General features: G+C 64.5%; 24 protein-coding genes. 11 read left to right on the top strand and 13 right to left on the bottom strand.

Annotated features, from left to right (window positions below):
- Positions 1–91: 91 nt before the first annotated feature.
- The 3 genes from M6689_RS16200 to M6689_RS16190 all read left to right on the top strand — a co-directional run bounded on the left by M6689_RS16200 (position 92) and on the right by M6689_RS16190 (position 2,003).
- The gene (locus tag M6689_RS16200) at positions 92–1,066 is read left to right on the top strand and encodes a transposase (protein WP_298273589.1); all 975 of its coding nucleotides are present in this window, start codon (positions 92–94) and stop codon (positions 1,064–1,066) included.
- Positions 1,067–1,129: 63 nt separating this feature from the next.
- The gene (locus M6689_RS16195) at positions 1,130–1,447 is read left to right on the top strand and encodes a cupin domain-containing protein (protein WP_298273588.1); all 318 of its coding nucleotides are present in this window, start codon (positions 1,130–1,132) and stop codon (positions 1,445–1,447) included.
- 139 nt (positions 1,448–1,586) lie between these two features.
- Entirely contained in the window at positions 1,587–2,003 is a 417-nt protein-coding gene (locus M6689_RS16190; protein ID WP_298273587.1) for a PaaI family thioesterase, read from the top strand.
- A 111-nt stretch (positions 2,004–2,114) separates the two neighbouring features.
- On the opposite strand, the gene M6689_RS16185 is transcribed toward M6689_RS16190, so the two are convergent.
- From M6689_RS16185 to M6689_RS16165, 5 genes are all read right to left on the bottom strand, one after another.
- Positions 2,115–2,957, bottom strand: a complete 843-nt coding sequence (locus M6689_RS16185) for a response regulator (protein WP_298273586.1) — start codon at positions 2,955–2,957, stop codon at positions 2,115–2,117.
- On the bottom strand, positions 2,932–3,144 hold the full coding sequence (locus M6689_RS16180) for a hypothetical protein (RefSeq protein WP_298273585.1): 213 nt from the start codon (positions 3,142–3,144) through the stop codon (positions 2,932–2,934). Before M6689_RS16180 ends, M6689_RS16185 begins: the two co-directional genes overlap by 26 nt.
- On the bottom strand, positions 3,131–3,964 hold the full coding sequence (locus M6689_RS16175; protein ID WP_298273584.1) for a polysaccharide deacetylase family protein: 834 nt from the start codon (positions 3,962–3,964) through the stop codon (positions 3,131–3,133). The genes M6689_RS16180 and M6689_RS16175 overlap by 14 nt, the downstream gene beginning before the upstream one ends.
- A gap of 118 nt (positions 3,965–4,082) precedes the next feature.
- The gene (locus M6689_RS16170; RefSeq protein ID WP_298273583.1) at positions 4,083–4,706 is read right to left on the bottom strand and encodes a hypothetical protein; all 624 of its coding nucleotides are present in this window, start codon (positions 4,704–4,706) and stop codon (positions 4,083–4,085) included.
- Positions 4,707–4,720: 14 nt separating this feature from the next.
- Positions 4,721–5,803: a hypothetical protein gene (locus M6689_RS16165; protein ID WP_298273582.1), complete on the bottom strand. Its 1,083-nt coding sequence runs from the start codon at positions 5,801–5,803 to the stop codon at positions 4,721–4,723.
- Between the two features lie 272 nt (positions 5,804–6,075).
- Between M6689_RS16165 and M6689_RS16160 the strand changes: the two genes are divergently transcribed.
- Complete coding sequence (locus M6689_RS16160; protein WP_298273581.1) at positions 6,076–8,646, top strand: carboxypeptidase regulatory-like domain-containing protein; 2,571 nt, start codon at positions 6,076–6,078, stop codon at positions 8,644–8,646.
- An 11-nt stretch (positions 8,647–8,657) separates the two neighbouring features.
- Here M6689_RS16160 and M6689_RS16155 read toward each other — a convergent pair whose 3' ends face one another.
- The 8 genes from M6689_RS16155 to M6689_RS16120 form a co-directional block, all read right to left on the bottom strand.
- The gene (locus M6689_RS16155; protein ID WP_298273580.1) at positions 8,658–9,350 is read right to left on the bottom strand and encodes a YggS family pyridoxal phosphate-dependent enzyme; all 693 of its coding nucleotides are present in this window, start codon (positions 9,348–9,350) and stop codon (positions 8,658–8,660) included.
- A 4-nt stretch (positions 9,351–9,354) separates the two neighbouring features.
- Positions 9,355–9,933: a Maf family nucleotide pyrophosphatase gene (locus M6689_RS16150; protein WP_298273579.1), complete on the bottom strand. Its 579-nt coding sequence runs from the start codon at positions 9,931–9,933 to the stop codon at positions 9,355–9,357.
- The gene (locus M6689_RS16145) at positions 9,917–10,198 is read right to left on the bottom strand and encodes a hypothetical protein (protein WP_298273578.1); all 282 of its coding nucleotides are present in this window, start codon (positions 10,196–10,198) and stop codon (positions 9,917–9,919) included. Before M6689_RS16145 ends, M6689_RS16150 begins: the two co-directional genes overlap by 17 nt.
- Positions 10,199–10,322: 124 nt before the next feature.
- A complete protein-coding gene (gene trmFO, locus M6689_RS16140; protein WP_298273577.1) occupies positions 10,323–11,627 on the bottom strand; it encodes a methylenetetrahydrofolate--tRNA-(uracil(54)-C(5))-methyltransferase (FADH(2)-oxidizing) TrmFO in 1,305 nt (434 codons plus the stop codon).
- Positions 11,624–12,031 carry a hypothetical protein gene (locus M6689_RS16135; RefSeq protein ID WP_298273576.1) on the bottom strand — a complete coding sequence of 136 codons (408 nt, stop codon included), beginning with the start codon at positions 12,029–12,031 and terminating at the stop codon, positions 11,624–11,626. Before M6689_RS16135 ends, trmFO begins: the two co-directional genes overlap by 4 nt.
- 51 nt (positions 12,032–12,082) lie before the next feature.
- Positions 12,083–14,362, bottom strand: a complete 2,280-nt coding sequence (topA, locus tag M6689_RS16130) for a type I DNA topoisomerase (RefSeq protein WP_298273575.1) — start codon at positions 14,360–14,362, stop codon at positions 12,083–12,085.
- A 30-nt stretch (positions 14,363–14,392) separates the two neighbouring features.
- Positions 14,393–15,472 (bottom strand): DNA-processing protein DprA, encoded by a 1,080-nt coding sequence (dprA, locus tag M6689_RS16125; RefSeq protein WP_298273574.1) that lies wholly within the window; start codon positions 15,470–15,472, stop codon positions 14,393–14,395.
- Positions 15,473–15,527: 55 nt separating this feature from the next.
- Positions 15,528–16,529 carry a LysM peptidoglycan-binding domain-containing protein gene (locus tag M6689_RS16120; protein WP_298273573.1) on the bottom strand — a complete coding sequence of 334 codons (1,002 nt, stop codon included), beginning with the start codon at positions 16,527–16,529 and terminating at the stop codon, positions 15,528–15,530.
- A gap of 210 nt (positions 16,530–16,739) precedes the next feature.
- Here M6689_RS16120 and M6689_RS16115 point away from each other — a divergent pair, with 210 nt between their 5' ends.
- The 7 genes from M6689_RS16115 (at position 16,740) to M6689_RS16085 (ending at position 24,437) form a co-directional block, all read left to right on the top strand.
- Positions 16,740–17,957, top strand: a complete 1,218-nt coding sequence (locus M6689_RS16115; RefSeq protein ID WP_298273572.1) for a U32 family peptidase — start codon at positions 16,740–16,742, stop codon at positions 17,955–17,957.
- 27 nt (positions 17,958–17,984) lie between these two features.
- Positions 17,985–19,649 (top strand): glycosyltransferase family 39 protein, encoded by a 1,665-nt coding sequence (locus M6689_RS16110; RefSeq protein ID WP_298273571.1) that lies wholly within the window; start codon positions 17,985–17,987, stop codon positions 19,647–19,649.
- Between the two features lie 87 nt (positions 19,650–19,736).
- Positions 19,737–20,900, top strand: a complete 1,164-nt coding sequence (locus tag M6689_RS16105; protein ID WP_298273569.1) for a DegT/DnrJ/EryC1/StrS aminotransferase family protein — start codon at positions 19,737–19,739, stop codon at positions 20,898–20,900.
- A gap of 3 nt (positions 20,901–20,903) precedes the next feature.
- A complete protein-coding gene (locus M6689_RS16100) occupies positions 20,904–21,839 on the top strand; it encodes a glycosyltransferase (RefSeq protein ID WP_298273567.1) in 936 nt (311 codons plus the stop codon).
- A gap of 7 nt (positions 21,840–21,846) precedes the next feature.
- The gene (locus tag M6689_RS16095) at positions 21,847–22,758 is read left to right on the top strand and encodes a formyltransferase (RefSeq protein WP_298273566.1); all 912 of its coding nucleotides are present in this window, start codon (positions 21,847–21,849) and stop codon (positions 22,756–22,758) included.
- 25 nt (positions 22,759–22,783) lie between these two features.
- On the top strand, positions 22,784–23,362 hold the full coding sequence (locus tag M6689_RS16090) for an undecaprenyl-diphosphatase (RefSeq protein WP_298273564.1): 579 nt from the start codon (positions 22,784–22,786) through the stop codon (positions 23,360–23,362).
- Positions 23,363–23,396: 34 nt separating this feature from the next.
- Positions 23,397–24,437, top strand: a complete 1,041-nt coding sequence (locus tag M6689_RS16085) for a bifunctional UDP-4-keto-pentose/UDP-xylose synthase (protein ID WP_298273563.1) — start codon at positions 23,397–23,399, stop codon at positions 24,435–24,437.
- Positions 24,438–24,493 lie beyond the last annotated feature (56 nt).

Genomic DNA, 24,493 nt, shown 5'->3' with positions numbered 1-24,493 from the left:
GCCGAGGAGATCGCCAAACGCATAGCCAGGCGGGCTCCGGGGACGTTGTTTATTTGTTGACTAAAGTGGCTTATGTTGCTATTTACCCAGCATGCCCAGAACAGCCCGCCTAGATGCTCCCGACCTTCTGCAGCACGTTATCGTACGTGGCGTGGAGCGTTGCGACATATTCGGCGACGATAACGACCGCAGTCGCTTTGTCGGAAATCTATCCGGCCTTCTTGTCAAGACTGGCACCGAATGCCTTGCCTGGGCACTTATGTCCAACCACTTCCACCTTCTTCTCAGACCGCGCAGCACACCTCTTGCTACCATCATGCGCCGGCTGCTCACCGGCTACGCCATCTACTTTAACCTGCGGCACAACCGCTCGGGTCATCTCTTCCAGAATCGTTACAAATCCATTGTCTGCCAAGAGGATGCCTATCTTCTCGAACTGGTCCGCTACATCCACCTGAATCCCTTGCGAGCCGGGCTTGTAAAGGACCTTGCCGCTCTCGACAATTATCCCTGGTCCGGCCATATGGTTATCATGGGTAAAGGCATAATGGAGGGGCAGATAACGGACGAAATACTTGCCCTTTTCGGCAAGCGTAAGCGCAAGGCGCGAGCAAAGTACCGGCAATTCATCGCCGACGGCATTGCCATGGGAAAACGAGCGGAGTTGGGCGGCGGACGGAAGATGACGAAGAGCGCGCTGGAAGAGCTGGGAGAGGAGCCTTATGATGCACGGGTTCTCGGCAGTGGCGATTTTATCCGGGAGCTGCAGCAGAGGCGGGAGCTGGTTGCAGACCTGCCGCGAACCGTAGAGATCGGGGAAATAGTTACCGGAGTTTGTCATCATTTCGGTATTGATGCGGAGATCTTACGGCGTAACAACCGTTCAGCAACGATTGCCGTGGCCCGGGGCGTAATCTGCTATCTGGCGGTACGTCGTGCAGGACATAGCGGTGTCGAGGTCGGCAAACTTCTGAACCTGCAACGTGCCGGGGTCAGCGTAGCAGCAGAAAGAGGGGAGAAGATGGTGCAGAGTAATCCCAAACTGCTGGCGTTAATTGACGAATAAACAACGTCCCTGGAAAGCCCCCTGGAAAGCCCCCGTTATACACACTCCAAAAAAGGAAACGATATGATCGTTACATCGAAAGAAGCACAAACAAGGAATTTTCTAGGGGTTGATTTTGTTTTGCTATCACATGGCCCTGAAACAATGGTAGCTAAGATGTTTTATAAGAAAGAAGACAACGTTCCGTTTCATAAGCATCCAAATGAACAGAGTGGTTATGTTATCTCCGGTAAGTACAGAATTGTATTTGGGAGCTATGATCAAGTAATAGGACCCGGTGATTCTTACTCTATTCCTCGCGATGTTGAGCATCGAATTGAAATCATCGAGCCAGGGGAAGTCTTAGACGTCTTTAGTCCACCGAGACAGGACTATCTGTAGCCTTTAGCCTGACATTCAAGGGGACGCGAAGGGGCGGCGCACTTACTCAAAGAATCCATAGTTTGCGCCCGTTAATGCCATTACGCTCTGAATTAACTCTTACGAGTCATGCACAATTCAATCAAGAGGTCGGTTTTCCATGAATGACATCCGGGAACGAATCGCAGTCAGCTTTAACTCGCAGGGTCTGATGGCGACCCTCGGCGCTCAGCTTGTCTTGGTTGCAGACGGAGAGGTGCAAATAGAATTGCCATTTTCCGAAAAGCTTTCCCAACAGCACGGCTATGTTCACGCCGGCGCAATAACAAGTGTTGTTGATAGTGCATGTGGATATGCAGCCTTGACCAAGGCACCACCCGAGTGCGAGGTTGTCACAGCTGAGTTCAAGATCAACCTCATGCGACCTGCAATTGGGGAACGATTCTTAGCAATCGGAAGGGTACAAAGTTCGGGCAAACTTCTCACTGTCTGCACAGGAGAAGTCAGAGCCTTCTCGGGAAGCGTCTACAAAGTGGTTGCCATCATGCAGGCAACGATTGTCAATGTTCGTTCTTGACGCCAAATCGGGTAAACGAAAGAAATGAAGGGCCAAAAAGACTCAACGATGGCCTGGAATTTACGTGAGCGTATAACCAGGTGGCGGCAGTGAGGTGGCCGACCTCCCCCCTCAGAGGATGGCCATCTCCTTTTCGATCGTCTGAAACGCCCGCTTCACCCGCGTAACGAGGGTCACCTCCCGGATCGGCTTCGGGAGGTAATCGAAGAACCCGCGGTCGAAGGCCTTGGCCTCCTCGTCGGAATCGGGACTGCCGGCCATGAGGATCACCGGGATGTTCCTGGTCTCGGGGATGTTCTGGAGGGCGTCGAAGAGGGCGTAGCCGTTCAGCTTCGGCACCTCCCTGCCGGTAACGATCACGTGGGGCGGGGTCGCCAGGGCGGTCTTGTACCCCTCCATCCCGTCCACCTCCACCAGCACCCGGTACCCCTCCTTCCCCAGCACATCGGCCAGCATCGTCCGGACCGGCTTGCTCTCCTCCACCACGAGGACCGTCTTCTCCCGCGGGGCGTCCGGTTCCTTGCCGAGGTAGTGGCGGGCTATGGCGACGATGATGTCGCGCCGGGTCGCCACGAAGGGGTAGACCGTCAGGCCGTGGTTCGCGGCCAGGTTGTCGACGATCTTCGTATCGGCCGGATCGGCCACGGCGATGGCGAGCTTCGTCCCCTCCCGCTTGAGGGGGAAGAGAAGATGCTGCATCGCCACCTCCACGGGGACGATGTCGAGAATGTCCCGGGGAAAGGTGTAGCGGGCGAAATCCTTGATCACCTTGCACCCGTACTGGTTCGCCAGGGCATAGGCAAGCTCCTCGGCGGTGATCAGCTCGATCTCCTCCAGGGTATTGCCGAGCCTTTTGTTGAGCCGCTTCGAGCGGGAGAGGGCCCGCTGGAGGGTCAGCTCGGTGATGAGGCCGCTTTCGATAAAGAGTTCACCGATCAGTTTCTTCTTTGTCATGACAGCATCCGCTCCGTTGGCATGAAGTGGCGTTCACCGCCTCGTAGAAGGCGATCTGCTCTTCCAGCGACATCTTTCGTCCCCGCGACCGCGTCCCGAGACAGAGGGAGCAGCGGTCGTCGCCGCACCACTGGCAGAAACGGCAGTCGGGGCACGGGTGCTTCTTCGGGGGGTCAGTAGACGACATTTCTCTTTGGCGCCCTCCCCGCCAGAATCTGGGCGAAGACCTTCCCCTGGTCCGCGTTCACGAGGAGATACCGGGGGAGTTTGGTGACGCTCTCGGAAGGGGTCACGTGGCGGCGCTCGATGGTGAAGGTGGCCACGTACCCGGCCTCCGCCGCCTTCTTCAGCAGGTAGTCGTCGTAGATGCCGAAGGGCCAGGCGAGGAGATCGACCTTCCCCCCCAGCTCCCGCTCGATCTTCGCCTTCGACTTCTTCAGCTGCATGTCGACGAATTTCTCGAATTCCGCCGGTTTGAGCTTTTTCCGATCCTTCTTGAAGTTGGGGTGCCAGTAGGTGTGGGACTGGAAGTCGAAGAGCCCGGTCTTCTTCAGCGCCCGGATCTGGTCCCAGGTCAGGGCGTACTTGGCGTTGGAGATGGCCGAGGGATAGACGAAGACCGTCACCGGGACGTTGTATTTTTTGACCAGGGGGAGCATGTCGGAATAGACCGACTTGTGGGCGTCGTCCTCCACGATCACCACCGACTTCGGCGCCGGCGCCGGTCCCTTTTTCAGATAGAAGTCGACCACCTGGCGCAGGGGGATTACCCGGTAGCCGTTCTCTTTCAGATACTTAAGGTGCTCCTCGAAGACCGTCGTCTTGATGGTCATGCCGTCGGCCACCGTGGGGCCGAGGCGGTGATAGAGGAGGATCGGGACGTTCAGACCCTGGGTGACGGAAGGGATATCTCTTTTGAGGACCGGTATCTCAGGTTTGGCGGCGAACGAGGGAACGGCGAGGGTGAGCGCGGCAAGGGCAAGGGCGGGAAGCAGACGGATTTTCATGGAAAAGGGCATCCTCCGGGGGAATGTGAATGGATGCCATTGTAGTGCAAGAAAGCGGCCAAAGGGAAGTCATATTAAAAGGGTAGGCGCTGGGTGCAGCGAAGCGGTCACACCACCGTCATTCCCGGCTCACGGTGCAGCTTATCGCCTGGGCAATGGCCACCATGGTGACGGCAAAGACGGGGGTGATGAGGACGTACAGCACGGAAAGGATGCGGCGGCGCCTGAGGATCGACTCCTTCGTCCAGATCTTCCAGGGGCTCCAGGCGGCGTAGTGCAGAAGCTCCCAGTTCGAGATGCGCTGTTTGTGCAGGGACGAGTACTGCGCCATGAATTCCCTCACATCCCTGTCGACCACCCTGGAGCCGGTAACCAGCACCAGCTTCTTGTTCTTGACCATGGGGGTGACCACCCACTCCTCGTAGAGCCGCTGGTAGCCGAAGAACGCCACTATCGATACTACGAGGGCCGCCGCCGCGATCTTTCTCCGGAGGATCGCATAGGCTTGCCGGTCGCTCCTCTTCACCATCGGCAGGAGCATCAGGGCAACGATGGCGGCAACGACGAACTTGGCGAAATGGGTCAGTGTCGCAGCCTGATCGCTCCCCGCGATGTACGGCGGGCTCACCCAGAAGCTCCCGATGATCCCCGTGATGAATGCCGCGACCGACCAAAGCTTCTTCCAGATCCCTTCGACCGCCTCGATCCGGCTTTCGGCCGTGCGGTCCGATTTACCCGTCATAACTCTGCTCCGGTTTAGCGCCCGTAGTGGATAAAGGTCGTCTTCCTCTCCTCGCCGGCGCCGACGTCGATCCTCTTGAGCCTGTCAGGCGCCGGTTCGGGGTCTCCCGGCCTTCCCGTCCAGATGAAGTAGTAGCTTGCCGGCAGACGCGTATGGGCCGGGCTGCTCAACTCGTCGAACTCGACCGATCGCAGCCTGTTCCGCGAATACTGGTGAATGCCGAGCTTGTAGTAGACGATCAGACCCGACGCCTCCCTGTCTCCCATATAGGTCTTCACGTAGACGTCGACGTCCTTCCCCAGGCCGCGGTTGCTCTTCCGGCAGTGCTCCGCCTTGATCTTCAGGTCCTCGGCCACCCCCTTCATCATCGAAAATGCCATCTTTGCATCGGCCTCTCCCGCCGCGGCGGCAAGCGCCCGGAAGTCCTGAACCAGGTTATCCTGGTAGGCGGGCGAGACGAACTCCCCCCAGTGCCAGCGGCCGATCAGGTAGTCCACCTCGGCGTTCGCCTCGGCGGCAAGCTCGCTCGCCTTCGGGTGGCTTCCTTCCAGCCTCTGCCCCACGGCCGTCATGCACCGGGAGATCGATGACAGCGCCTCGTTGACGAGAAAGTTGTTATCGCGGTCGAACCAGCTCTTCTCCTCGCACTGCCGCACGGCAAGGACGCCCTTTTCCCGCTCCGTGGCCGTGTGCACATCGGTGAGGAGAAGCCGGTAGCGCGCCGGCGGCGACGGTTTGAAAAAGGTGCGCACCGTGATCCGGTACATCCCGCCGCGCTCGGCCACGAACGCGATCCGTTCCGTCCCCTCCCGGGAGGCGGCACTGCCGAAACTTCCGAGCTTCTCGCCGTCCGGAGCGACAACGGTCGCCACGGCGGCAACGCCGCGCTTTTCGAGCTGCAGCGTCACCGACTGGCCGGCGCCGGACGTCAGCGCGTAGACGTGGACCTCGCCTACGCCGATCCCCTTCTCGACCGGCTTTCCCTTCTCGAGCGCCTCCGGCTCCTGCGCCGCAGGGGCCGGGCGCCCCTCCTCACCCGCGACCGCCGCCAGCGGCGCCAGGGCGAGCAGGAAAACGATCACAATCCGTAGCAACATCCCGATGCGTCCGTTCGATCCGGTCACTTTCAGGGTCCCTTTCTTCCCCCCTCCAGAGGTTCAGGCCGCAGCGGTGTGCTCAGACGGTTGCGGCCCCAGCAAAAGTACTCTCATTCTTAGCATAGAAATTCGCTCCGTCAACGCCGCCTCCTTGCCAACCCACCCTTTTCCATTAAGCTTGTAATCCAACCGGGTTACGGCGGCCCGATATCACGATGAAAGCCCGGCGGCACCGGCAAAAGACCAATCCTCTCACGACGGGAGAACGCACCATGCAGAGACCCTTTCTCCTTGCTCTCGCCATCACCTGGGCGGCCGCGGCGCTGTCGCTTCCCGGCTGCGCCCCCCGGAACCCGCACGAGACAACGGGGTTCTTCCGTCCCGTGGCGCTGCAGCGGGCCTGCCTCTCGGGCAAGGTGACCGACGCCGTCACCGGGAGGGGGGTGGACGGAGCGGTGCTCGAAGTCGATCCCCCCCTCGCCGGGCCGCGGATCGTCAGCAACAGGGACGGGTTCTATTACGCCGAGTTCCCCGGCGGAAGCTACCGCCTCCGGTTCGTGAGGGAGGGATACCGGAGCGCGAAGGAGACCGTGCTGCTGGCGCCCGGCCAGACCGCCGGGAGGGACGTTTCCCTCCACCCGACCGCTCCCGTGGTCGTCGACGCGGGGAAAACGGTCTCCAACGCCTCCCCCGGCTCGACCGTAACGGTGCGGGCAAGGGTAACCGTCAGGGACGGCTCGCGGGCAAAGGGGATACGCTGGGATGCCCAAAGTGAGGAAGGAGGCGTGCCGGCACGGGTGGAGGGGAGCGACACCGCCGCGGCACAGGTAACGCTTCCCGGCATCGAGGAGTACAGACGCGCCCTCCTCTACCGCCTCCGCAGGGACGGCAGGCTCCACGACCGCTGGGAGGTGGTGGGGCTCGCCCCCGCCGACCTGAAGGGGGCCGGAAGGGTCACCCTGACGGTGGCGGCGGCGACGACTTCGGGAACCTATTCCGACACCGTCGACATCATCGCCGACCTGCGCGGCATCGCCGGCGTGAACCCGGGGCTGCGGAACGTCGCCGTCGGGGAACCGGTCTTCCTCAACGGGAAGGAACAGTCTTCCTACGCCTGGACCCTCGTCCGCCCCCCCAGCTCTGCCGCGGCCATGGGGAACGCCGCGACCCGCAACCCGTCGTTCACCCCCGACATCCCGGGCACCTACCTCGTCCGCGAAGGGGGGACGGAGCGGCTCACGGTCTACGCCGGAACGTGGAACGGCGTGGTCGCCGCCAGGGAAACCGAGATCCGCCCCCGGTGGATCGGGGTAAAGGGGTGCCTCTGCCATTACAGCGACCCGGTCGCCTCGCGGTTTGCCGCCTGGCGGACCTCCGGCCATGCCGAGATCTTCACCCGGTGCGCCGATTCCATCTTCCGCTACGAGGAGCGCTGCTTCACCTGCCACACGGTCGGATTCGGCGGGATGTCGCCCGGCGGCGGCATGTCGGCGGCCCCTTCCTATCCCGGCTTTCTGAAGGACCAGACCCTCTGGGATCACGGCGAGACCCCGCCCGTCATCAGGCCGAGGCCCGGCAACCTCGACGCCATGATCGACACCTACCCCGACGTGGCCCGGCTCACCAACGTCCAGTGCGAGAACTGCCACGGCCCCAACAACTCCCCCGCCCACGCGACCCGGAAGAAAAGCGGCGCACCGGAACGGATCTCGCTTGGCGCCGATGCATGCGCCATCTGCCACGACGGGTCGATCGAACCGAGCTTCCGGCAGTGGCTCGACAACGACCACGCCAACTACCACCTGGCCGTCGAGACGGCGAGCGTCGAACGGCGCGGGGAGGCGGCCGGCGACTGCGGGCGCTGCCACTCCGGACAGGGGTTCCTCGCCTGGCTCGCCCGGGGAAACCGCTTCGCGCCGCTGGCGGAGCCGGGAAAGGGGAGCGCCCGCCGGGAGCTGGCGGCCCTGGGACTTGCGGCTGACAAGGTCCAGCCCGTGACCTGCGCGGCCTGTCACGACCCCCACGCATCGGGGAGCTCGTTCCGCTCGGCGACGGAAAAAGTGCCGCTCCGCGCCGCCGACTACGCCGGCATGCTCCCCCGGGAGTTTCACAACGACACCGGCGGGCGGGGGGCGGTCTGCATCACCTGCCACAGCACCACCCCCGGACCGCACAACGACGCCGACCTCCCCCGGATCGCCGCCGACGCCGCGCCCCACGCCTCCCAGTCCGATGTGATGTTCGGACAGAACGCGTTTTTCACCGAGGTCGGCGCGTACCGCAGCCACGCCCGGATCGAGGACACCTGCGTCTGGTGCCACGCAAAGCCGGTACCGAAGCCTTCCGGGAGCGGCTACCCGCGGGGAGGGGTGAGCCACACCCTCAGGACGGAAGCCGGTCTCTGCGCCCGGTGCCACAAGGAGTTCGCGGGCGACGAGCTGATGACCGTCACGGAGCGGGACGTGGAGAACCTGAGAGGGGCGATCGAGGACGCCCTGGCGGAAGAGATCAGACGGAAGGGGGAAGTGAGGCTGGCCGGTGCCGGCGCCGGTGTGAAGGACGTCTTGCTGAGGGGAGTATCCGGGAAACTGCGCCTGATCGAGCTGGAGGGGAGCATGGCGGTGGAGCTCGCCGCGGCGGACGGCGGCCACAAGGTGCCGCTCGGCCGGGTCAGCCCCGGGGGAGCCCCCCTCGCTTCGACCGACGCCGGCCAGGTGATCCTCAAGGCGGCATGGAATTACTTTCTGCTGAAGAATGACGGGAGTAACGGGGCCCATAACCCCCGGTTCGCCGCGGAGGTACTCGGCGCGACCCTGGCGAGGCTGGGGGAACTGGGGAAATGACGACGCGCCGGTTACCGGTACTCCCGCTCCCCGAACAGGGCGGTGCCGACCCGGACCAGGGTCGCCCCCTCCTCGACGGCCGCCTCGAAGTCCCCCGACATCCCCATGGAGAGTTCGGCCATGGTGACGCCGGGGATGTTCCCGGCGGCAACGATGCCGGCGAGGCGCTTCAGCTCGCGGAAATAGGGGCGGGCGGCCTCGGGGTCGTCGAAGAAGGGGGGCATGGTCATGAGCCCCCGCACGCGGAGGTGGGGGCGCGCCGCTACCGACCGGACGAACTCGACGAGCGCATCCGCCGAGGTCCCCGACTTGGTCGCCTCGCCGGCGATGTTGACCTGGACCAGGACGTCGCAGACGGCGCCTAGCCTCCCCCACTGGCGATCGATCTCCTCAGCCAGGGAGAGGCGGTCCACCGAGTGGATCATGGTGACGAGCCCCGCCAGGTACTTGACCTTGTTGGACTGGAGGTGGCCGATGAAGTGCCACTCAACCTCCTCCCGCACCTCCCGCGCCTTGGCGGTGAACTCCTGCACGTAGTTTTCGCCGAAGAGCCGCTGCCCCGCCCGGGCCGCCTCCTCCACGGCCGCCGCCGGCTTGGTCTTGGAGACCGCCACCAGGCGCACCTCCGCCGGGTCGCGCCCCGCACGCCGGGCCGCCGCGGCGATCTTTCCGCGGATTATGGCAAGGTTGCCGGCGATGGCCATGGCTCTAGAGGGCCCCCATGGTCCGCAGATCCTCCACCACCTCGCAGAGGGGAAGCCCCACCACGTTGGTGTAGGAGCCGTCGATCCGCTCTACCATGTAAGCGGCCCCCCCCTGGATGGCGTAGGCCCCCGCTTTGTCCATGGGGCAGCCGGTGGCGACGTAGGCGTCGATCTCCTCGTCGCGCAGCGGCTTGAAGAAGACCCGCGTCACCACCGCCTTGCAGAGGAACCCGTCGCGCGCCTTGTCGTAGATGGCATAGGCGGTGATCACGGAGTGGGCGACGCCGGAGAGCTTCTTCAGCATCCGCACGGCATCGGCCTCGTCCACAGGCTTCCCCATGATCTCGTCGTCGCAGACGACGATGGTGTCGGCACCGATGAAGAAGCGCCCCTCCACCCGGGCCGCCGTGGCCACCGCCTTGTCCCGCGCCAGGCGCTGGGCGAAGTCGGCCGGGGGCTCCCCCGGTATCGGCTCCTCGGGGATGTCGCTCGCAAAGACGTCGAACGCGACGCCGGCCGAGTCGAGGAGCTCCAGCCGCCGGGGCGACGCCGAGGCCAGCACGATCCTACCCTTTTCCACCATTTCCCCCCTCCTTGCGGGCCTTCATCTGCTCCTCGTGGCGGCGGCGCATCTCCTCCTGCTCCTCCCAGTGCTTCTTCCAGTCCTTCTTCCGGACGAAGCTGAGGACCACCGCCCCGACGAGGATCACCACCCCCCAGAAAACGTTCATGATCTGGGAACCCATGATCCCGTACACCAGGGAAACGATCCCCATGAGGACGAGGAGCGCCTCCATGGAGAGGAGCCTGCCGATGATGGATATTTCCTGTTTTTCCTTTTCGTCCATTGGATTCCTCGTAGGGGCGTGATTCATCACGCCCAAGGCACGTTGAATCGACCGTAGGGGCGATCCTTGTGATCGCCCACGCCGCCGTTGTCCCCTTAAATCAGGGCGAATACAAGATTCGCCCCTACAAGATTTCGATCCAGCGTTCCAGCTCCGCCAGCGCCCGTTCCGCCAGCCGCTGGCGCCGCTCCTTCTTCTTCACCTTCCCTTCCAGGGGGGGAAAGAGGCCGTAGTTGACATTCATCGGCTGGAAGTGCTTCGCCGGGGCCGTGGTGATGTGCGCCACCAGCGCCCCCAGGGCGGTGACCGGCGGCGGCGCCACCGGCTCCTCCCCCCGGGCGAGCCGCGCCGCGTTGATCCCGGCGAGAAAGCCGCTTCCCGCCGACTCCACGTACCCCTCCACCCCGGTGATCTGGCCGGCGAAGAGGAGCCGCGGCTCGCCCCGGAACTGGAAGGTCGGCGCCAGGAGTGCCGGCGCGTTGATGAACGTATTGCGGTGCATGGAGCCGAGCCGCACGAACTCGGCGTTCTCCAGCCCCGGGATCATCCGGAAGATCCGCCGCTGCTCAGGGTATGTGAGCTTCGTCTGGAAGCCGACCAGGTTGAACATGGTCCCCTCCCGGTTCTCGGCCCGCAGCTGCACCACGGCGTACGGCTCCTGGCCGGTGCGGGGATCGACGAGCCCCACCGGCTTCATCGGCCCGAAGCGCAGCGTATCCCTTCCCCGCTCGGCCATCTCCTCCACCGGCATGCACCCCTCAAAGTGTACCACCTTTTCGAACTCCCTGGCCGGCACCTTCTCGGCGGCGAGGATCGCGTCGACGAACCGCCCGTACTCCCCTTCGTCGAGAGGAGAGTTGAGGTAGTCGTCCCCCTCACCCTTGCCGTAGCGGGAGGCCCGGAAGACCCTGGTCATGTCCAGGGATTCGGCGGTGACGATGGGGGCGATGGCGTCGTAGAAATAGAGGTTCGGCCCGGTCAGCGCCTTCAGCCGCTGGGACAGGCGGTCGCTCGTGAGGGGACCCGAGGCGACGACGACGATCCCTTCGGCGGGGAGTTCCGTCACTTCGCCCCGCACCAGGTCGATGAGGGGGTGCTCTTCGATCCGCCCGGTGACGAAGGCCGAGAAGAGCTCCCGGTCCACCGCCAGGGCTCCGCCGGCCGGGACGCGGGTGGCGTCGGCCGCCGCCATGAAGAGGGAGCCGGCATGCCGCAACTCCTCCTTGAGGAGTCCCACGGCGTTCTCCAGGGACTCCCCCCGCAGCGAATTGGAGCAGACGAGCTCCGCGAGCCCCGGCAGGCTGTGGGCCGGGGAGTAGGCAGCCGGCTTCATCTCGTGCAGTGTGACCCGCACCCCCCGCTGCGCCGCCTGCCACGCCGCCTCGCAGCCGGCCAGGCCGCCGCCGATAATGGTGACGGCAGTCGTCACAGCGCCCCCTTCCCGTCGTCCGGAATCTCGTAGCGCTGCAGCGGGTGTCCCGCCACCAGCCGCGCCCTGGCCCGCTCCTCGTCCCAGATGGTGAGGTACCCTTTCCACCCCCGGGCCAGGAGTGCCTGAATGTGCCGCACCACATCGGCCGACGGCGGTTCGTGGAAGGCGTTGTAGCCCGAGAAACCGCCCGGCGGGATCAGGCGGTAGGCGCCATGGCCCCGCTTGATGCTCCGCCTGGTGAGGGTGGGCGGAGTATCGCTCCACGAATGTTCCTCGTACTTGGTCCAGCCGCAGATGGGGCACATGACCCGCCGGGCTCCCCGGTCGCCCCAGCACTCGGTATCGATCCGCGCATAGGCAAAGCGGCACTGTTCGCAGGCTTCATGCAAATCGTTAATCATCATCGGTTCCTTATGCAAGAAAGGCGGGGATCGCTCCCCGCCTCGCGGTATCTACTTTTCTTTGCCGCCGAGCTTGTAGTCGCACCCTTCCTTCGGGCACTTGAGGAACTCCCCCTCCCGCTTGTAGACCTTCTTCACCAGGAGCGGGAAGCCGCACTTGGGGCACGGCCCCGGCTGGGGAGAGTCCCAGAGGGCGAACTTGCACTGGGGATAGCGGTTGCAGGAGTAGAACATCTTGCCGTAGCGGGACTTCTTCTCGGTCAGCTCCCCTTCCTTGCACTCGGGGCAGGTATGGCCGGTCCCCTTCGGTTTCACCAGGGGCTGGATGTTCTTGCAGGCGGGATAGGCGGAGCAGGCGAGGTACTTGCCGAAGCGGCCGTCCTTGATCAGCATGGGGCTGCCGCACTTGTCGCACTTCTCCTCCGAGAAGACCGGCTCGGCCGCCTCCTGCTGCTCCCCCTGGGCGATGTTGCGGGTGTAGGTGCACCCCTCCTTGTAGCCGGAGCAGGCGATGAACTTCCCCCGCTTGCCGAGCTTCACCACCAGGGGCTTGCCGCACTCCGGGCAGAGCTCGTCGGTCGCCTCGGTGGTGAGGTCCGCCTTGCTCACCTCCCCTTCCTTCTGCTTGAGGAGCGAGCTGAACGGCCCCCAGAACTCGTGCAGCAGCGGCTTCCACCGCTTCTCGCCGCGGGAGACCCGGTCCAGCTCCTCTTCGAGGCTGGCGGTGAAGTTGTAATCCACGTACTGGGTGAAGTGGTTGGTCAGGAGGTCGTTCACCACCATCCCCACGTCCTCGGGGATGAAGCGCTTGCTGTCGAGGCGGGCGTATTTCCGCTCCAGCAGCGTGTTCATGATGGAGGCGTAGGTGGAGGGGCGGCCGATCCCGTACTCCTCCAGGGTCTTCACGAGGCTCGCCTCGGTGTAGCGCGGCGGCGGCTGGGTGAAGTGCTGCTCGGGGAGGAGCTTCCGGAGCTTGAGCGATTCCCCCTCGGAAAGCGGGGGGAGGGTCCCCTCCTTCTCCTCGGCCTGGTCGTCGACCCCCTCGATGTAGAGCTTCATGAAGCCGGGGAAGCGGATCACGGTGCCGGCGGCCCGGAAGCGGTACCCCTTTCCCGCGCCGATGTCGACGGAGGTCTGGTCCAGGAGCGCCTCGGCCATCTGGCAGGCGACGGTCCGCTTCCAGATGAGATCGTAGAGCTTGAACTGGTCGGAAGAGAGGTACTTCTTCACCTCGGCCGGGGTGCGGGCGATGGAGGTGGGACGGACCGCCTCGTGGGCCTCCTGGGCGTTCTTCGCCTTGTTCTTGTAGAAGCGGGGCTTGGCGAGGGCGTACTCCTTCCCGTAGAGGGAGGTGATGACCTCGTGGGCCTCCTGGAGCGCCTGGTTCGAGAGGACCACGCTGTCGGTACGCATGTAGGTGATGAGGCCCACGAGCCCCTCGTCGCCGACGGCGACCCCCTCGTAGAGCTTCTGGGCGGTGGCCATGGTCTTCTTGGCGGAGAAGCCGAGCTTGCGGGCCGCCTCCTGCTGGAGGGTGGAGGTGGTGAACGGCGGCGCGGGGGTGCGCTTCCGCTCGCTCTTCGTCACCTTGTCGACGGTGTAGCTTCCGTTCTCCAGGGCCTTCACGAGGCGGTCGGCGGCGCCGGAATCGGGGATGTCGAACTTGTCGAGCTTCTTCCCTTCGGCCTCCACCAGGCTGGCGGAGAACTTCTGCCCCTTGCCGGTGGCGAGCTCCGCGCCGATGGTCCAGTACTCCCTGGACTGGAACGCCTTGATCTCCTTCTCCCGCTCGCAGATGAGCCGCAGGGCCACCGACTGGACCCGGCCGGCGGAGAGGCCGTAGCGGATCTTCTTCCAAAGGAAGGGGGAGAGGTTGAAGCCGACCAGGTAGTCGAGGATGGAGCGGGCCTGCTGGGCGTCCACCAGTTCCAGGGAGATGTCGCGGGGATTTTCCACGGCGTGGACGATGGCGTCCCTGGTGATCTCGTGGAAGACGACCCGCTTGACCGGCAGCGGCTTCTTCTTGCCGTCCATGCCGAGGGCGGCCAGGAGGTGCCAGGAGATCGCCTCCCCTTCGCGGTCGGGGTCGGTGGCCAGCAGCAGGATGTCGCTCTCCTTCAGCTCCTTCCTGATGGCGTCGATGTGCCGCTTGCTCTCGGGGAGGATGGCGTACTTGGGTTCGAAGTCGTGCTCCACGTCCACCGACCCCTGCTTGCTGGGGAGGGCCCGCACGTGGCCGTAGGAGGCCATGACCCGGTAATCCTTACCGAGGAATTTCTCGATGGTCTTGGCCTTGGCGGGGGATTCGACTATGACGAGGTGTTGGGGCATATTCTTATAACCGTTGCGTTCAGGTAATGGTCAATTTGTGCAAAAATACTTGCCGGGAAGCTGGGTTACGGCCCCCTTGAGCTCCAGGCGCAACAACATAGCGGAAAGCTCCCCCACTGTCAACGCGCTTTTGGCGATGATCTGGTCGATGTGGAGCGGCTCCGCCCCCAGGAGCGAGAAGACCGCCGCCTCTTCGGGGGGAAGCTGCGGCACGGCGGGAGCGGGGCACCGGCGGGGGGCGGAGGCACCGGGGAGCTCCTCCAGGATATCCTCCACCGTCTCCACCAGCTTCGCCCCCTGGCGGATGAGGTGGTTGGCCCCCCGGCTCCCGCCGCTCGTGATGTTGCCCGGGACGGCGTAGACGTCCCGTCCCTGGTCGAGGGCGATGCGGGCCGTGATGAGGGAGCCGCTTCGCTCCGCCGCCTCCACCACCAGCACGCCGTGGGAGATGCCGCTGATGATCCGGTTGCGGCGGGGAAAGTTCCCGGAGAGGGGCTCCGTTCCGAGGGGAAACTCGGAGACCAGCGCCCCCCGCTCCGCCACGTCGCGGAAGAGGGCGCGGTTCTCCGGCGGATAGACTACGTCGACCCCACAGCCGAGGACGGCGACGGTCCTTCCCTCCCCCTTCAGGGCCCCTGCGTGGGCGGCGGTGTCAACGCCGCGGGCCATCCCCGAAACAACCGTCACTCCATGCCGGGCAAGGTCCTCCGCGAGCCGCTCCGTCACCCCCCGCCCGTAGGCCGACGCCCGGCGGGAGCCGACCACCGCCTCGGCCCGCCCGATGCCGGCGAGGGACCCTCTCACATAGAGATAGGGGGGAGGATCGGCAATCTCCCGGAGCAGAGGGGGATACTCCTCGTCCAGGAGGGTGACGACCCGCACCCCGCCGCAGCGGCGAAGCGCCAGGGACTCGGTATCGGCAAAGGGGCGCGGATCGTGCCCCCGCAGCGAGGCGACCACCGCCTCGCTCACCCCGGAGACGGCGCGGAGCTCGGCGTCGGAACCCCGGAACACCGCTTCCGGAGAGCCGAACCGCTCCAGGAGACGCCGGAAGAGGACGTTCCCCACCAGGGGAACCGATCTGAGGGCAAACCAGTGGTAATAATCCATGGGAACCGGTACGAAAACGGGGACCGGCTGCTGCCGGCCCCCGTCGCGAAAGGGGTTACCTGCTCTTCTTCATCTCGACCCGGTCACCCCGGTAGATGGTATCGATGCTCTTGACGACGAGCACGGTGGACGTGGTTTCGCCGGCGCTCACCACGACCAGGGCGCCGATCACCTCGGGGGGGAGCTTTTCGACGGAGATGTCGGCGTACTGCTGGTCGGGGACCACCTCACGCAGGACATAGAGGAGGTTTCCCGGCTCCACCCCCTGGCTCTTCCCAAGGTCGATGAAGGCCACATCCCCTTCGCCGATGGCCTGGTTGCCGGTCTGGCTGTCGACGATCCAGCCGGAGAGGTCTTTCCCGGCAGCCCTGAGGGGGACCTGACGCCGCTTCTCGCGGTACGGGAGAAGGAACGAGCCGGGACCGATCTCCTGGTACGACTTGGTGATGATCGCCCTGGAGACCTTCTCCTCCACCTCGGTGAGCTGCAGGGTGCCGAGGGGGACCACCTTCTCGCCGACGATGACGTTGGTGACCGGATGGCTCACCGGGTCGAGCTTCTTGTAGACGGAGAACCGGTCCCCCACCCTGGCGCCGTTGATCTTCCCGATATCGGTGTAGACGATGTCGTCCTCGCCGACGATCTGGCGGTTCTGGTTGGTGGTGATGATCATGCCGGCGGGGCTGATCCCCTTTTCCATCAGGAACCCCTCGCTGCCGCTGACGAGGAAGCTCCGTTCGGCGGCCGGCTCCTCGGAGAGGCGCGGAGCGCCGGGGGCCGCCGGGAAGAGCGGAACGCGGGGCTCGATCTCGATCCGGTCGGGATAGACCTTGACCCGCTGCCCCGGATAGATCACGTGGGGGTTGCCGATGGTCGGGTTTCGGGCCCAGAGGTTGGGCCAGTAGTACGGGTCCTTCAGGAACCGCTCCGAGAGCCCCCAGAGGGTGTCCCCCTTCTGGATGACGTAAACCGTCGGCTCTTCCGCCGCGGCCCGGGCCATGCCGGCAGCCGTAACCAGCAGGAGGAGTCCACACACAACCGTTGAAATTCGCTTCATTTTTAACCTCCCGAGCCGATGCTGGGTGACCGGTCTGGATAGTAAAGGGGAGCGCCGATTTTTGTCAAGGGGAAAGCTCCCCCGGGGGTTCCCTTAACTCTCCAAGTATGCTACGATTTCGCCGGTTGCCCGCCAGTGCGGCGACCAGACAGAATCAGCCGGGCGCCCGCTTTCCTCCAACGGAAAGCAGGCATCGTGCCAAGAGGCTCCATGAAAATACCCGAGCTCCTCGCTCCCGCGGGGAACATGGAAAAACTGAAGGTGGCGATCCACTACGGCGCCGACGCCGTCTATCTCGGGGGGCAGAAGTTCGGCCTGCGCAATCTGGCCGACAACTTCACCCTGGCAGAGCTGGCCGAGGCGGTCGCCTACGCCCATGACCGGCGGGTGAAGGCCTACCTAACCGTCAACTGGTTTCCCGACAACGACGATCTTCCGGGACTCGACCGCTTTCTGGAGGAGACGGCGCCGATCCCCTTCGACGCCGTCATCGCCGCCGACCCCGGCGTCATCGCCACCATCCGCCGCATCACCCCGCAGCGGCCGATCCACCTCTCCACCCAGGCGAACACCACCACCTGGCGGAGCGCCCTTTTCTGGCAGGAGCAGGGGATCCGGCGGATCAACCTCGCCCGGGAGATGTCGCTGGAGGCGATCCGCGAGACGCGGGAGCGGGTCTCGGCCGAGCTGGAGGTCTTCACCCACGGCGCCCTCTGCATCTCCTACTCGGGGCGCTGCCTCCTCTCCAGCGTCATGAGCGGCCGCAACGCCAACAAGGGGGAGTGCTCCCACCCCTGCCGGTGGAGCTACGCCCTGGTGGAGGAGACGCGCCCCGGCGAATACTTCCCGGTGGTGGAAGACGAAACGGGAACCTTCATCTTCAACTCCAAGGATCTCTGCCTCATCCGCTTCATCCCCGAGCTCGTGGGGGCCGGGGTCGATTCCCTCAAGATCGAGGGCCGCATGAAGGGGATCAACTACGTCGCCTCGGTGGTCCGGGTCTACCGCGACGCCCTGGACAGCTACGCCGCCGATCCGGCCGCCTACCGCTTCCGCCCCGAATGGCTCGACGAGCTCGCGAAGCTCAGCCACCGGGGGTACACCACCGGCTTTCTCCTCGGCAAGCCGCAGGACGTGGACCAGGAGTACGACTCCCGCTACCGCCGCAGCCACGAATTCGTGGGGATGGTGGAAGAGGTCCTCGCCGACGGGACCGTGGTGGTGGGGGTCCGGAACCGGATCACGGCGGGAACGGAGGTGGAGTTCGTCGGCCGCCGGATGATGGCGGCACGCCATCGGCTCGACACCTTCACCGACCGGGACGGCACCCCCCTCACGGAGGCCCACCCGAACCAGAATATTCTTCTCCGCGTCCCCTTCCCGGCGGAACGCTACGACCTCATCCGCAGGGAACACCATAAACCGTAACGAACATCACCCCAGGAACCTACTCACATGAACACATTCAGCCGTTTCTTCTCCGCGCGGGAAGGCCGTCCGGCCCGCGACCTCGCCATCCTCTGCGCCGTTTTCGGCTTCGCCTTCCTGCAGATCCTCCACCGGATTCCGCTCCTGGAGCCCGACGAGGGGCGCTATGCGGAGATCCCGCGGGAGATGCTCGAATCGGGGGACTTCGTCACCCCGTACCTCAACTATGTCAAGTACTTCGAGAAGCCGCCGCTCCTCTACTGGCTGAACGCCCTCTCGTTCAAGATCTTCGGGCTCAACGAGTTCGCGGCCCGCCTTCCCACCGCCCTCTTCGCCCTGCTTGGCATCCTCCTCACCTACCACGTCGGCCGGACCCTCTACGGCCGGCGGGCGGGGCTCTTTTCCGCCCTGGTCCTCGGCACCGCCACCGGCTACCTCGTCCTCGGGCGCTTCAACGTCATCGACATGACCCTGAGCATCTGCATGAGCGCCACCCTCGGGTTTTTCCTCCTGGCGACACGACCGGACGAAAAACGGGCCACACTCTACTATTACCTCTTCTACCTCAGCGCCGCCCTCACCGTCCTGGCCAAGGGGCTCATCGGGATCGTCCTCCCCGGCGGGGTGATCTTTCTCTACATGCTGCTCACCCGGCGCTGGCGGCTGCTGAGGGAGATGCGGCTCGCCACCGGCATCCCGCTCTTTCTCCTCGTGGCGGCCCCCTGGTTCGTGCTCGTCTCCCTCCGCAACCCGGAATTCGCCCGTTTCTTCTTCATCCACGAGCACTTCGAGCGGTTCCTCACCAAGGTCCACCACCGTTACCAGCCGTTCTGGTTCTTCATCCCGGTCCTCATCGGCGGGATGTTCCCCTGGTCGTTCTTCCTTCCCACCGCGGCAAAGAGGCTCTGGCGGGAGCGGGAACAGGCCCGGGACGACGGAAGGCTCTACCTCTTTCTCTGGGGGGCGGTCATCTTCGTCTTCTTCTCCCTCTCCGACTCCAAGCTCATCCCGTACATCTTCCCGATCTTCCCCGCCCTGGCAATCCTGATCGGCGAGATGTTCAGCAGCCTCTGCGACGAAGAGACGCCGCCGGCGCGGGAGGTTCCCATGTTCACCGCCATCCTCTTCATCATTGCCGGCATCGGGGTCGCTCTCTACCCCCACCTGGCCCCCAGACCGCGGCTCGGGGTGACGGAAAGCGCCATCCTCGGCCTTGCCTTCGCGGCGGGTGGGGGCGCCTGTCTCGCGGCGCTGCGGCGGGAGAGCCGGCTGGCGTTTTTCCGCACCCTGACAATCGCCTCGCTGGTCGTCGGGATCGTCGGGTCGGCCCTCGTCCTGGAGCGGGCGACGGAGCGCAAATCCTCCCGCGACTTGGGGCTCCTGGCGCGGGCCAGCGCCGACAGCAGCACCGTCATCGCCAGCTACAACACCTACCAGCAGGGGTTCTCGTTCTATGCGGGGCGCCGCATCCTCATCGCCAATGAACGGGGTGAGCTCGACTTCGGGAGCCGTCAGGGGGACCAGAGCCGCTGGTTTGTGGACGACGAGCGGTTCTTCCGGCTCTGGAACTCCCCCACCCGGGTCATCGTGCTCATGAAAAAGGACATCTTTCCCGCCTTCTGCGGGAAGGCCGCCGTCCCGCCCCGGGAGCTGGGGGAAAAGGAAAAATTTCTGCTCGTAGCGAATCGTTAACGGCAGACAAAGCAAATCCGGAGTAAACATCTGGAACTCTCGCCGATTTTGTGCAATCATAATGCGTTTTGTGAAGGAGGTTACCCCGTGCGCAGCGAATTTCTCCCCTTTTCCCGCCCGACCATCGAGGACGACGAGATCAACGAGGTCGTCGATTCCCTGAAGTCGGGGTGGATCACCACCGGCCCCAAGGTGAAGCGGTTCGAGGAGGCGTTCAGGGCCTACGTCGGCGCCTCCTACGCCGTCCCCCTGAGCTCGGCCACCGCCGGGCTCCACCTGACGCTCCTGGCCCTGAAGCTCGCCGAGGGGGACGAGATCATCACCACCCCCATGACCTTCGCCTCCACGGTGAGCATGATCGTCCTCTGCGGGGCGAAGCCGGTGCTGGTCGACATCGAGCCCGGGACCCTCAACATCGACGCGGCAAAGATCCGCGCGAAGATCACCCCCCGCACGAAGGCCATCATCCCGGTCCACTTCGCCGGCCTTGCGTGCGACATGGACCCGATCTTCGCCCTGGCGCGGGAGTTCGGCCTCACCGTCATCGAGGACGCGGCCCACGCCGCCGGCACCGAGTACAAGGGGCGAAAGATCGGCACCTTCGACTCGGTCTCCATCTTTTCCTTCCATCCCAACAAGAACATCACCACCGGCGAGGGGGGGATGGTCTGCACCCCCGACGAGGCCCTGGCCGAGGAGATCTCGCTCCTGAAGTTCCACGGCATGAGCCGCGAGGCGTGGAAGCGCTTCGCCGCCAGCGGCACCCCCAACTACGACATCCTCCTCCCCGGCTTCAAGTACAACATGATGGACATCCAGGCCGCCATCGGCCTCCACCAGCTCCCGAAGCTGGACGGCTTCATCGAGAAGCGCAGGGCCATCGCCGAGTACTACAACGGCGCCTTCGCCGACGTGGCGGAGCTGGCGCTCCCCGCCGCCGCCCCCTACGCCCAGCGCCACGCCTGGCACCTCTACACGCCGCTGGTGCGGGTGGAAAAGCTCACCATCGACCGCGACACCTTCATGGCGGAGCTGAAGCATCTCAACATCGGCACCGGCCTCCACTACAAGGCGATCCACCACCACGCCTGGTACCGGGAGAACATGCCGGTCCCCGCGGGGTCGCTCCCCAACGCCGACTACGCCTCGGACCGCATCCTCTCCCTCCCCCTCTTCCCGACCATGACCATGGACGACGCGCGGGACGTGGTGGAGGCGGTAAAAACCGTTATCGCAAGGAGCAGAAAGTAGCCCATGGCCGCACCGTACGTCTCCATCATCGTCCCGGTCTACAACGAGGAACCGAACCTCCGCAAGCTGATGGCCCGGCTCTACCCGGTCATGACCTACCTGGGAAGGCCCTTCGAGATCATCTTCACCGACGACGGCTCCCGGGACCGCTCCCTGGAGATCCTCCGGGAGATGGCCCGCAGCCACCCGGAGGTGAAGGTGATCGAGTTCAACGGCAACTTCGGCCAGCACATGGCGATCATGGCCGCCTTCGAGAAGAGCTCCGGCGAGATCATCGTCACCCTCGACGCCGACCTCCAGAACCCCCCGGAGGAGATCCCGAAGCTCGTGGCGGAGATGGAGAAGGGGCACGACGTGGTGGGGAGCATCCGCCAGAAGCGGCAGGACACCTTCTTCCGCCGGGCGGCATCAAAAATCGTCAACATCACCACCAACAAGATGACCGGGATGCAGATGAGCGACTACGGTTGCATGCTCCGGGCGTACAACCGCACCGTTATCGACAACCTGAACCGCTGCCAGGAGATGACCACCTTCATCCCGGCCCTGGCCCAGACCTTCGCCTCGAACCCGTCGGAGGTGCCGGTCTCCCACGCGGAGCGGGCCGAGGGGGAGAGCAAGTATTCGCTCTACCGCCTCATCCGGCTCAACTTCGACCTCATGACCGGCTTCTCGGTGGTGCCGCTCCAGCTCTTCGCCCTCCTGGGCATCCTCACCTCGGTCGCCTCGGTCCTCTTCGCCCTCTTCCTCCTCGTGCGCCGTTTCCTGATCGGCTCCGAGGTGGAAGGGGTCTTCACCCTCTTCGCCATCCTCTTCTTCTTCGTCGGCATCATCATCTTCGGCATCGGCCTCGTAGGGGAGTATGTGGGGCGGATCTACCAGGAGGTGCGCCGCCGGCCACGGTATGTGGTGCGGAGAACCTACGGCTTTGAGGAGTAACCCGGCAATGAAGCTTGTCGTCTGCGCCTACCACAACGTCGGCTACCGCTGCCTGGAGGAGCTGCTGAAGCAGGGGGCCGAGGTAACGCTCGTCTTCACCCACGAGGATTCGCCCACGGAGGAGATCTGGTTCGCCTCGGTGCGGGAGCTGGCGGAGCGCCACGGCATCCCCTGCCTGACCAGCGACATCAACGAGCCGGCCAACGTGGCGAAGGTACGGGAGATCGCCCCCGACTTCCTCTTCTCCTTCTACTACCGGAACATGATCAAGCCGGAGGTGCTGGAGATCCCCCGCAGGGGAGCCCTGAACCTCCACGGCTCCTACCTCCCCCGGTACCGCGGCCGGGTGCCGGTGAACTGGGCGGTGATCAACGGCGAGACCGAGACCGGTGCCACCCTGCACCACATGGTGGCAAAGCCCGACGCCGGCGACATCGTGGACCGGGAGAAGGTGGAGATCGCCTTCACCGACACCGCCTTCGACGTCTTCACCAAGGTGACCGAGGCGGCGGTGACGGTCATCGCCCGCTCGTACCCCCTGCTGGCCGCGGGGACCGCCCCCCGCATCCCCATGAACCTGGCGGAGGGGAACTACTTTGGCGGTCGTCGGCCGGCCGACGGGCTCATCGACTGGACGAAAAGCGCCGTGCAGATCTACAACCTGATCCGCGGCGTCACCCACCCCTACCCCGGTGCCTTCACCCATCTGGACGGGAAGAAGGTGATCATCTGGAGCGCCCGGCCGGTTGCGGGAAGCGCCGCACCGGGAACGATCGCTTCAACGGAACCGCTTCTGGTCGGCACCGGCGAAGGGCTGCTGGAGATCCGCTCCGTTCAGGTGGACGGGGACACTGAGAGTCCCGCCACCCGGTTCGCAAAGACGATCCCCGACGGGACCGTCGGTTTCCGCAGCGAATGAAACACTGCGGCCCAAAGGACCACCCATGAACCATGCCTTGTTCGCCCTCATAAACGGCTACGCCGGCAGGAACGGGACCATCGACAGCATCGCGGTGGCCGTTGCCGAGTACCTCCCGCTCCTCTTCATCGCCTATCTCGGGTACCTCTGGTTCTTCAGGGAGGAATCCCGGGAAGAGGTGCTGCTGACGGGGTTCGGAGTCTCCCTCGCCCTCACGGCGAACCTGGCGATCACCCTGTCCTATTACCATCCCCGCCCCTTCATGGAACACGCGGTGAACCTCCTCATCCAGCATGCGCCGGAGACATCCTTTCCCTCCGACCACGCGACCTTCATGCTGGCCCTCTCATTCATGCTGGCCAGCTTCCGCCGGTTCAGGGGCATCGGGATGCTGTTCATCTTCCTCGCCCTGGCGGGAGGATTCGCCCGGGTATTCTGCGGGGTCCATTATCCGTTCGACATAGCGGGATCATTTACCGTGGCCATGGCGGCAACGGGCCTTTCCCGCTCCCTGCTGCACGCCCCGCTCTCGGCCCTCAGCCGGGTCGTGCTCGGCAGATACGATATCATCGCGGCAAAGCTGGCGGCTGCCAAACGGCAGTAGCCTCGGCTGCGCTGTCACCATCAAAGGAGAAACCATGAAAGTACTGATCCTCGGCGTCAACGGCTTCATCGGTAACGCCCTCACCCACCGCATCCTCACCACCACCGACTGGGAGGTCTACGGCCTGGACATGGCCTGCGACAAGCTGGAGCGCTCCCTGGGCGATCCCCGCTTCCACTTCCTGGAAGGGGATATCACCATCAACAAGGAGTGGATCGAGTACAACATCAAGAAGTGCGACGTGGTCCTGCCGCTGGTGGCCATCGCCACGCCGGTCACCTACGTCAAGGACCCGCTGCGGGTCTTCGAGCTCGACTTCGAGGAGAACCTGAAGATCATCCGCCAGTGCGTGAAGTACAGGAAGCGGGTCATCTTCCCCTCCACCTCCGAGGTCTACGGCATGAGCCCCGACCGGGAGTTCGACGAGGAGAATTCGCCGCTGATGCTCGGCCCCATCAACAAACAGCGCTGGATCTACTCCTGCGCCAAGCAGATGCTCGACCGGGTGATCTACGCCTACGGCGAGCAGGAGGGGCTGCGCTACACCCTGTTCCGCCCCTTCAACTGGATCGGTCCGAAGCTGGACTCCATCTCCACCGCCAAGGAAGGGAGCTCCCGGGTCCTGACCCAGTTCCTCTACAACATCCTGGCCGGCGAGCCGATCCAGCTCGTGGACGGCGGCAACCAGCGCCGCTCCTTCACCTTCGTGGAGGACGGCATCGACTGCCTCATGCGGATCATCGAGAACAGGGACGGTAAAGCCGAAGGGGGGATCTTCAACATCGGCAACCCGGGGAACGACCTGTCGGTGAAGGAACTGGCGGAGAAGCTGATCGCCCTGGTGAAGGAGTATCCCGCTTACCGCGACAAGGCCGAGGCGTGCCGGATCGTCGAGGTCTCCTCGGGGCAGTTCTACGGCAAGGGGTACCAGGACATGCTGACCCGCGTCCCCTCCGTGAAGAACGCCCGGGAGCGGCTCGGCTGGGAGCCGAAGACCGTCATCGACGAAGCCCTGCGCAAGACCCTCGATTTCTACCTGATCGAAGAGAAGGAAAAGATCGAGCACCTGCTGTAGGGGCGAATCTTGTATTCGCCCGGCCCAACATAAGGGCGATCACAAGGATCGCCCCT

Origin of the sequence: Geobacter sp. (assembly GCF_027327745.1) — a bacterium.
Classification (GTDB): Bacteria; Desulfobacterota; Desulfuromonadia; order Geobacterales; family Geobacteraceae; genus Geobacter.
The sequence above is the reverse complement of the archived record's forward strand: the minus strand, read 5'-3'. Positions and strand labels throughout refer to the sequence as shown.

Bases quoted from the DNA above. Each gene is read 5' to 3' on its own strand.
- M6689_RS16195 (WP_298273588.1), top strand. From the start codon at position 1,130: ATGATCGTTACATCGAAAGAAGCACAAACAAGGAATTTTCTAGGGGTT.
- M6689_RS16185 (WP_298273586.1), bottom strand. From the start codon at position 2,957: ATGACAAAGAAGAAACTGATCGGTGAACTCTTTATCGAAAGCGGCCTC.
- M6689_RS16145 (WP_298273578.1), bottom strand. From the start codon at position 10,198: ATGGACGAAAAGGAAAAACAGGAAATATCCATCATCGGCAGGCTCCTC.
- M6689_RS16110 (WP_298273571.1), top strand. From the start codon at position 17,985: ATGAACACATTCAGCCGTTTCTTCTCCGCGCGGGAAGGCCGTCCGGCC.
- M6689_RS16200 (WP_298273589.1), top strand. From the start codon at position 92: ATGCCCAGAACAGCCCGCCTAGATGCTCCCGACCTTCTGCAGCACGTT.
- M6689_RS16160 (WP_298273581.1), top strand. From the start codon at position 6,076: ATGCAGAGACCCTTTCTCCTTGCTCTCGCCATCACCTGGGCGGCCGCG.
- M6689_RS16100 (WP_298273567.1), top strand. From the start codon at position 20,904: ATGGCCGCACCGTACGTCTCCATCATCGTCCCGGTCTACAACGAGGAA.
- M6689_RS16090 (WP_298273564.1), top strand. From the start codon at position 22,784: ATGAACCATGCCTTGTTCGCCCTCATAAACGGCTACGCCGGCAGGAAC.
- M6689_RS16190 (WP_298273587.1), top strand. From the start codon at position 1,587: ATGAATGACATCCGGGAACGAATCGCAGTCAGCTTTAACTCGCAGGGT.
- M6689_RS16155 (WP_298273580.1), bottom strand. From the start codon at position 9,350: ATGGCCATCGCCGGCAACCTTGCCATAATCCGCGGAAAGATCGCCGCG.
- dprA (WP_298273574.1), bottom strand. From the start codon at position 15,472: ATGGATTATTACCACTGGTTTGCCCTCAGATCGGTTCCCCTGGTGGGG.
- M6689_RS16095 (WP_298273566.1), top strand. From the start codon at position 21,847: ATGAAGCTTGTCGTCTGCGCCTACCACAACGTCGGCTACCGCTGCCTG.
- M6689_RS16175 (WP_298273584.1), bottom strand. From the start codon at position 3,964: ATGAAAATCCGTCTGCTTCCCGCCCTTGCCCTTGCCGCGCTCACCCTC.
- M6689_RS16150 (WP_298273579.1), bottom strand. From the start codon at position 9,933: ATGGTGGAAAAGGGTAGGATCGTGCTGGCCTCGGCGTCGCCCCGGCGG.
- M6689_RS16180 (WP_298273585.1), bottom strand. From the start codon at position 3,144: ATGTCGTCTACTGACCCCCCGAAGAAGCACCCGTGCCCCGACTGCCGT.
- topA (WP_298273575.1), bottom strand. From the start codon at position 14,362: ATGCCCCAACACCTCGTCATAGTCGAATCCCCCGCCAAGGCCAAGACC.
- M6689_RS16120 (WP_298273573.1), bottom strand. From the start codon at position 16,529: ATGAAGCGAATTTCAACGGTTGTGTGTGGACTCCTCCTGCTGGTTACG.
- M6689_RS16115 (WP_298273572.1), top strand. From the start codon at position 16,740: ATGAAAATACCCGAGCTCCTCGCTCCCGCGGGGAACATGGAAAAACTG.
- M6689_RS16085 (WP_298273563.1), top strand. From the start codon at position 23,397: ATGAAAGTACTGATCCTCGGCGTCAACGGCTTCATCGGTAACGCCCTC.
- M6689_RS16165 (WP_298273582.1), bottom strand. From the start codon at position 5,803: ATGTTGCTACGGATTGTGATCGTTTTCCTGCTCGCCCTGGCGCCGCTG.
- M6689_RS16170 (WP_298273583.1), bottom strand. From the start codon at position 4,706: ATGACGGGTAAATCGGACCGCACGGCCGAAAGCCGGATCGAGGCGGTC.
- M6689_RS16135 (WP_298273576.1), bottom strand. From the start codon at position 12,031: ATGATTAACGATTTGCATGAAGCCTGCGAACAGTGCCGCTTTGCCTAT.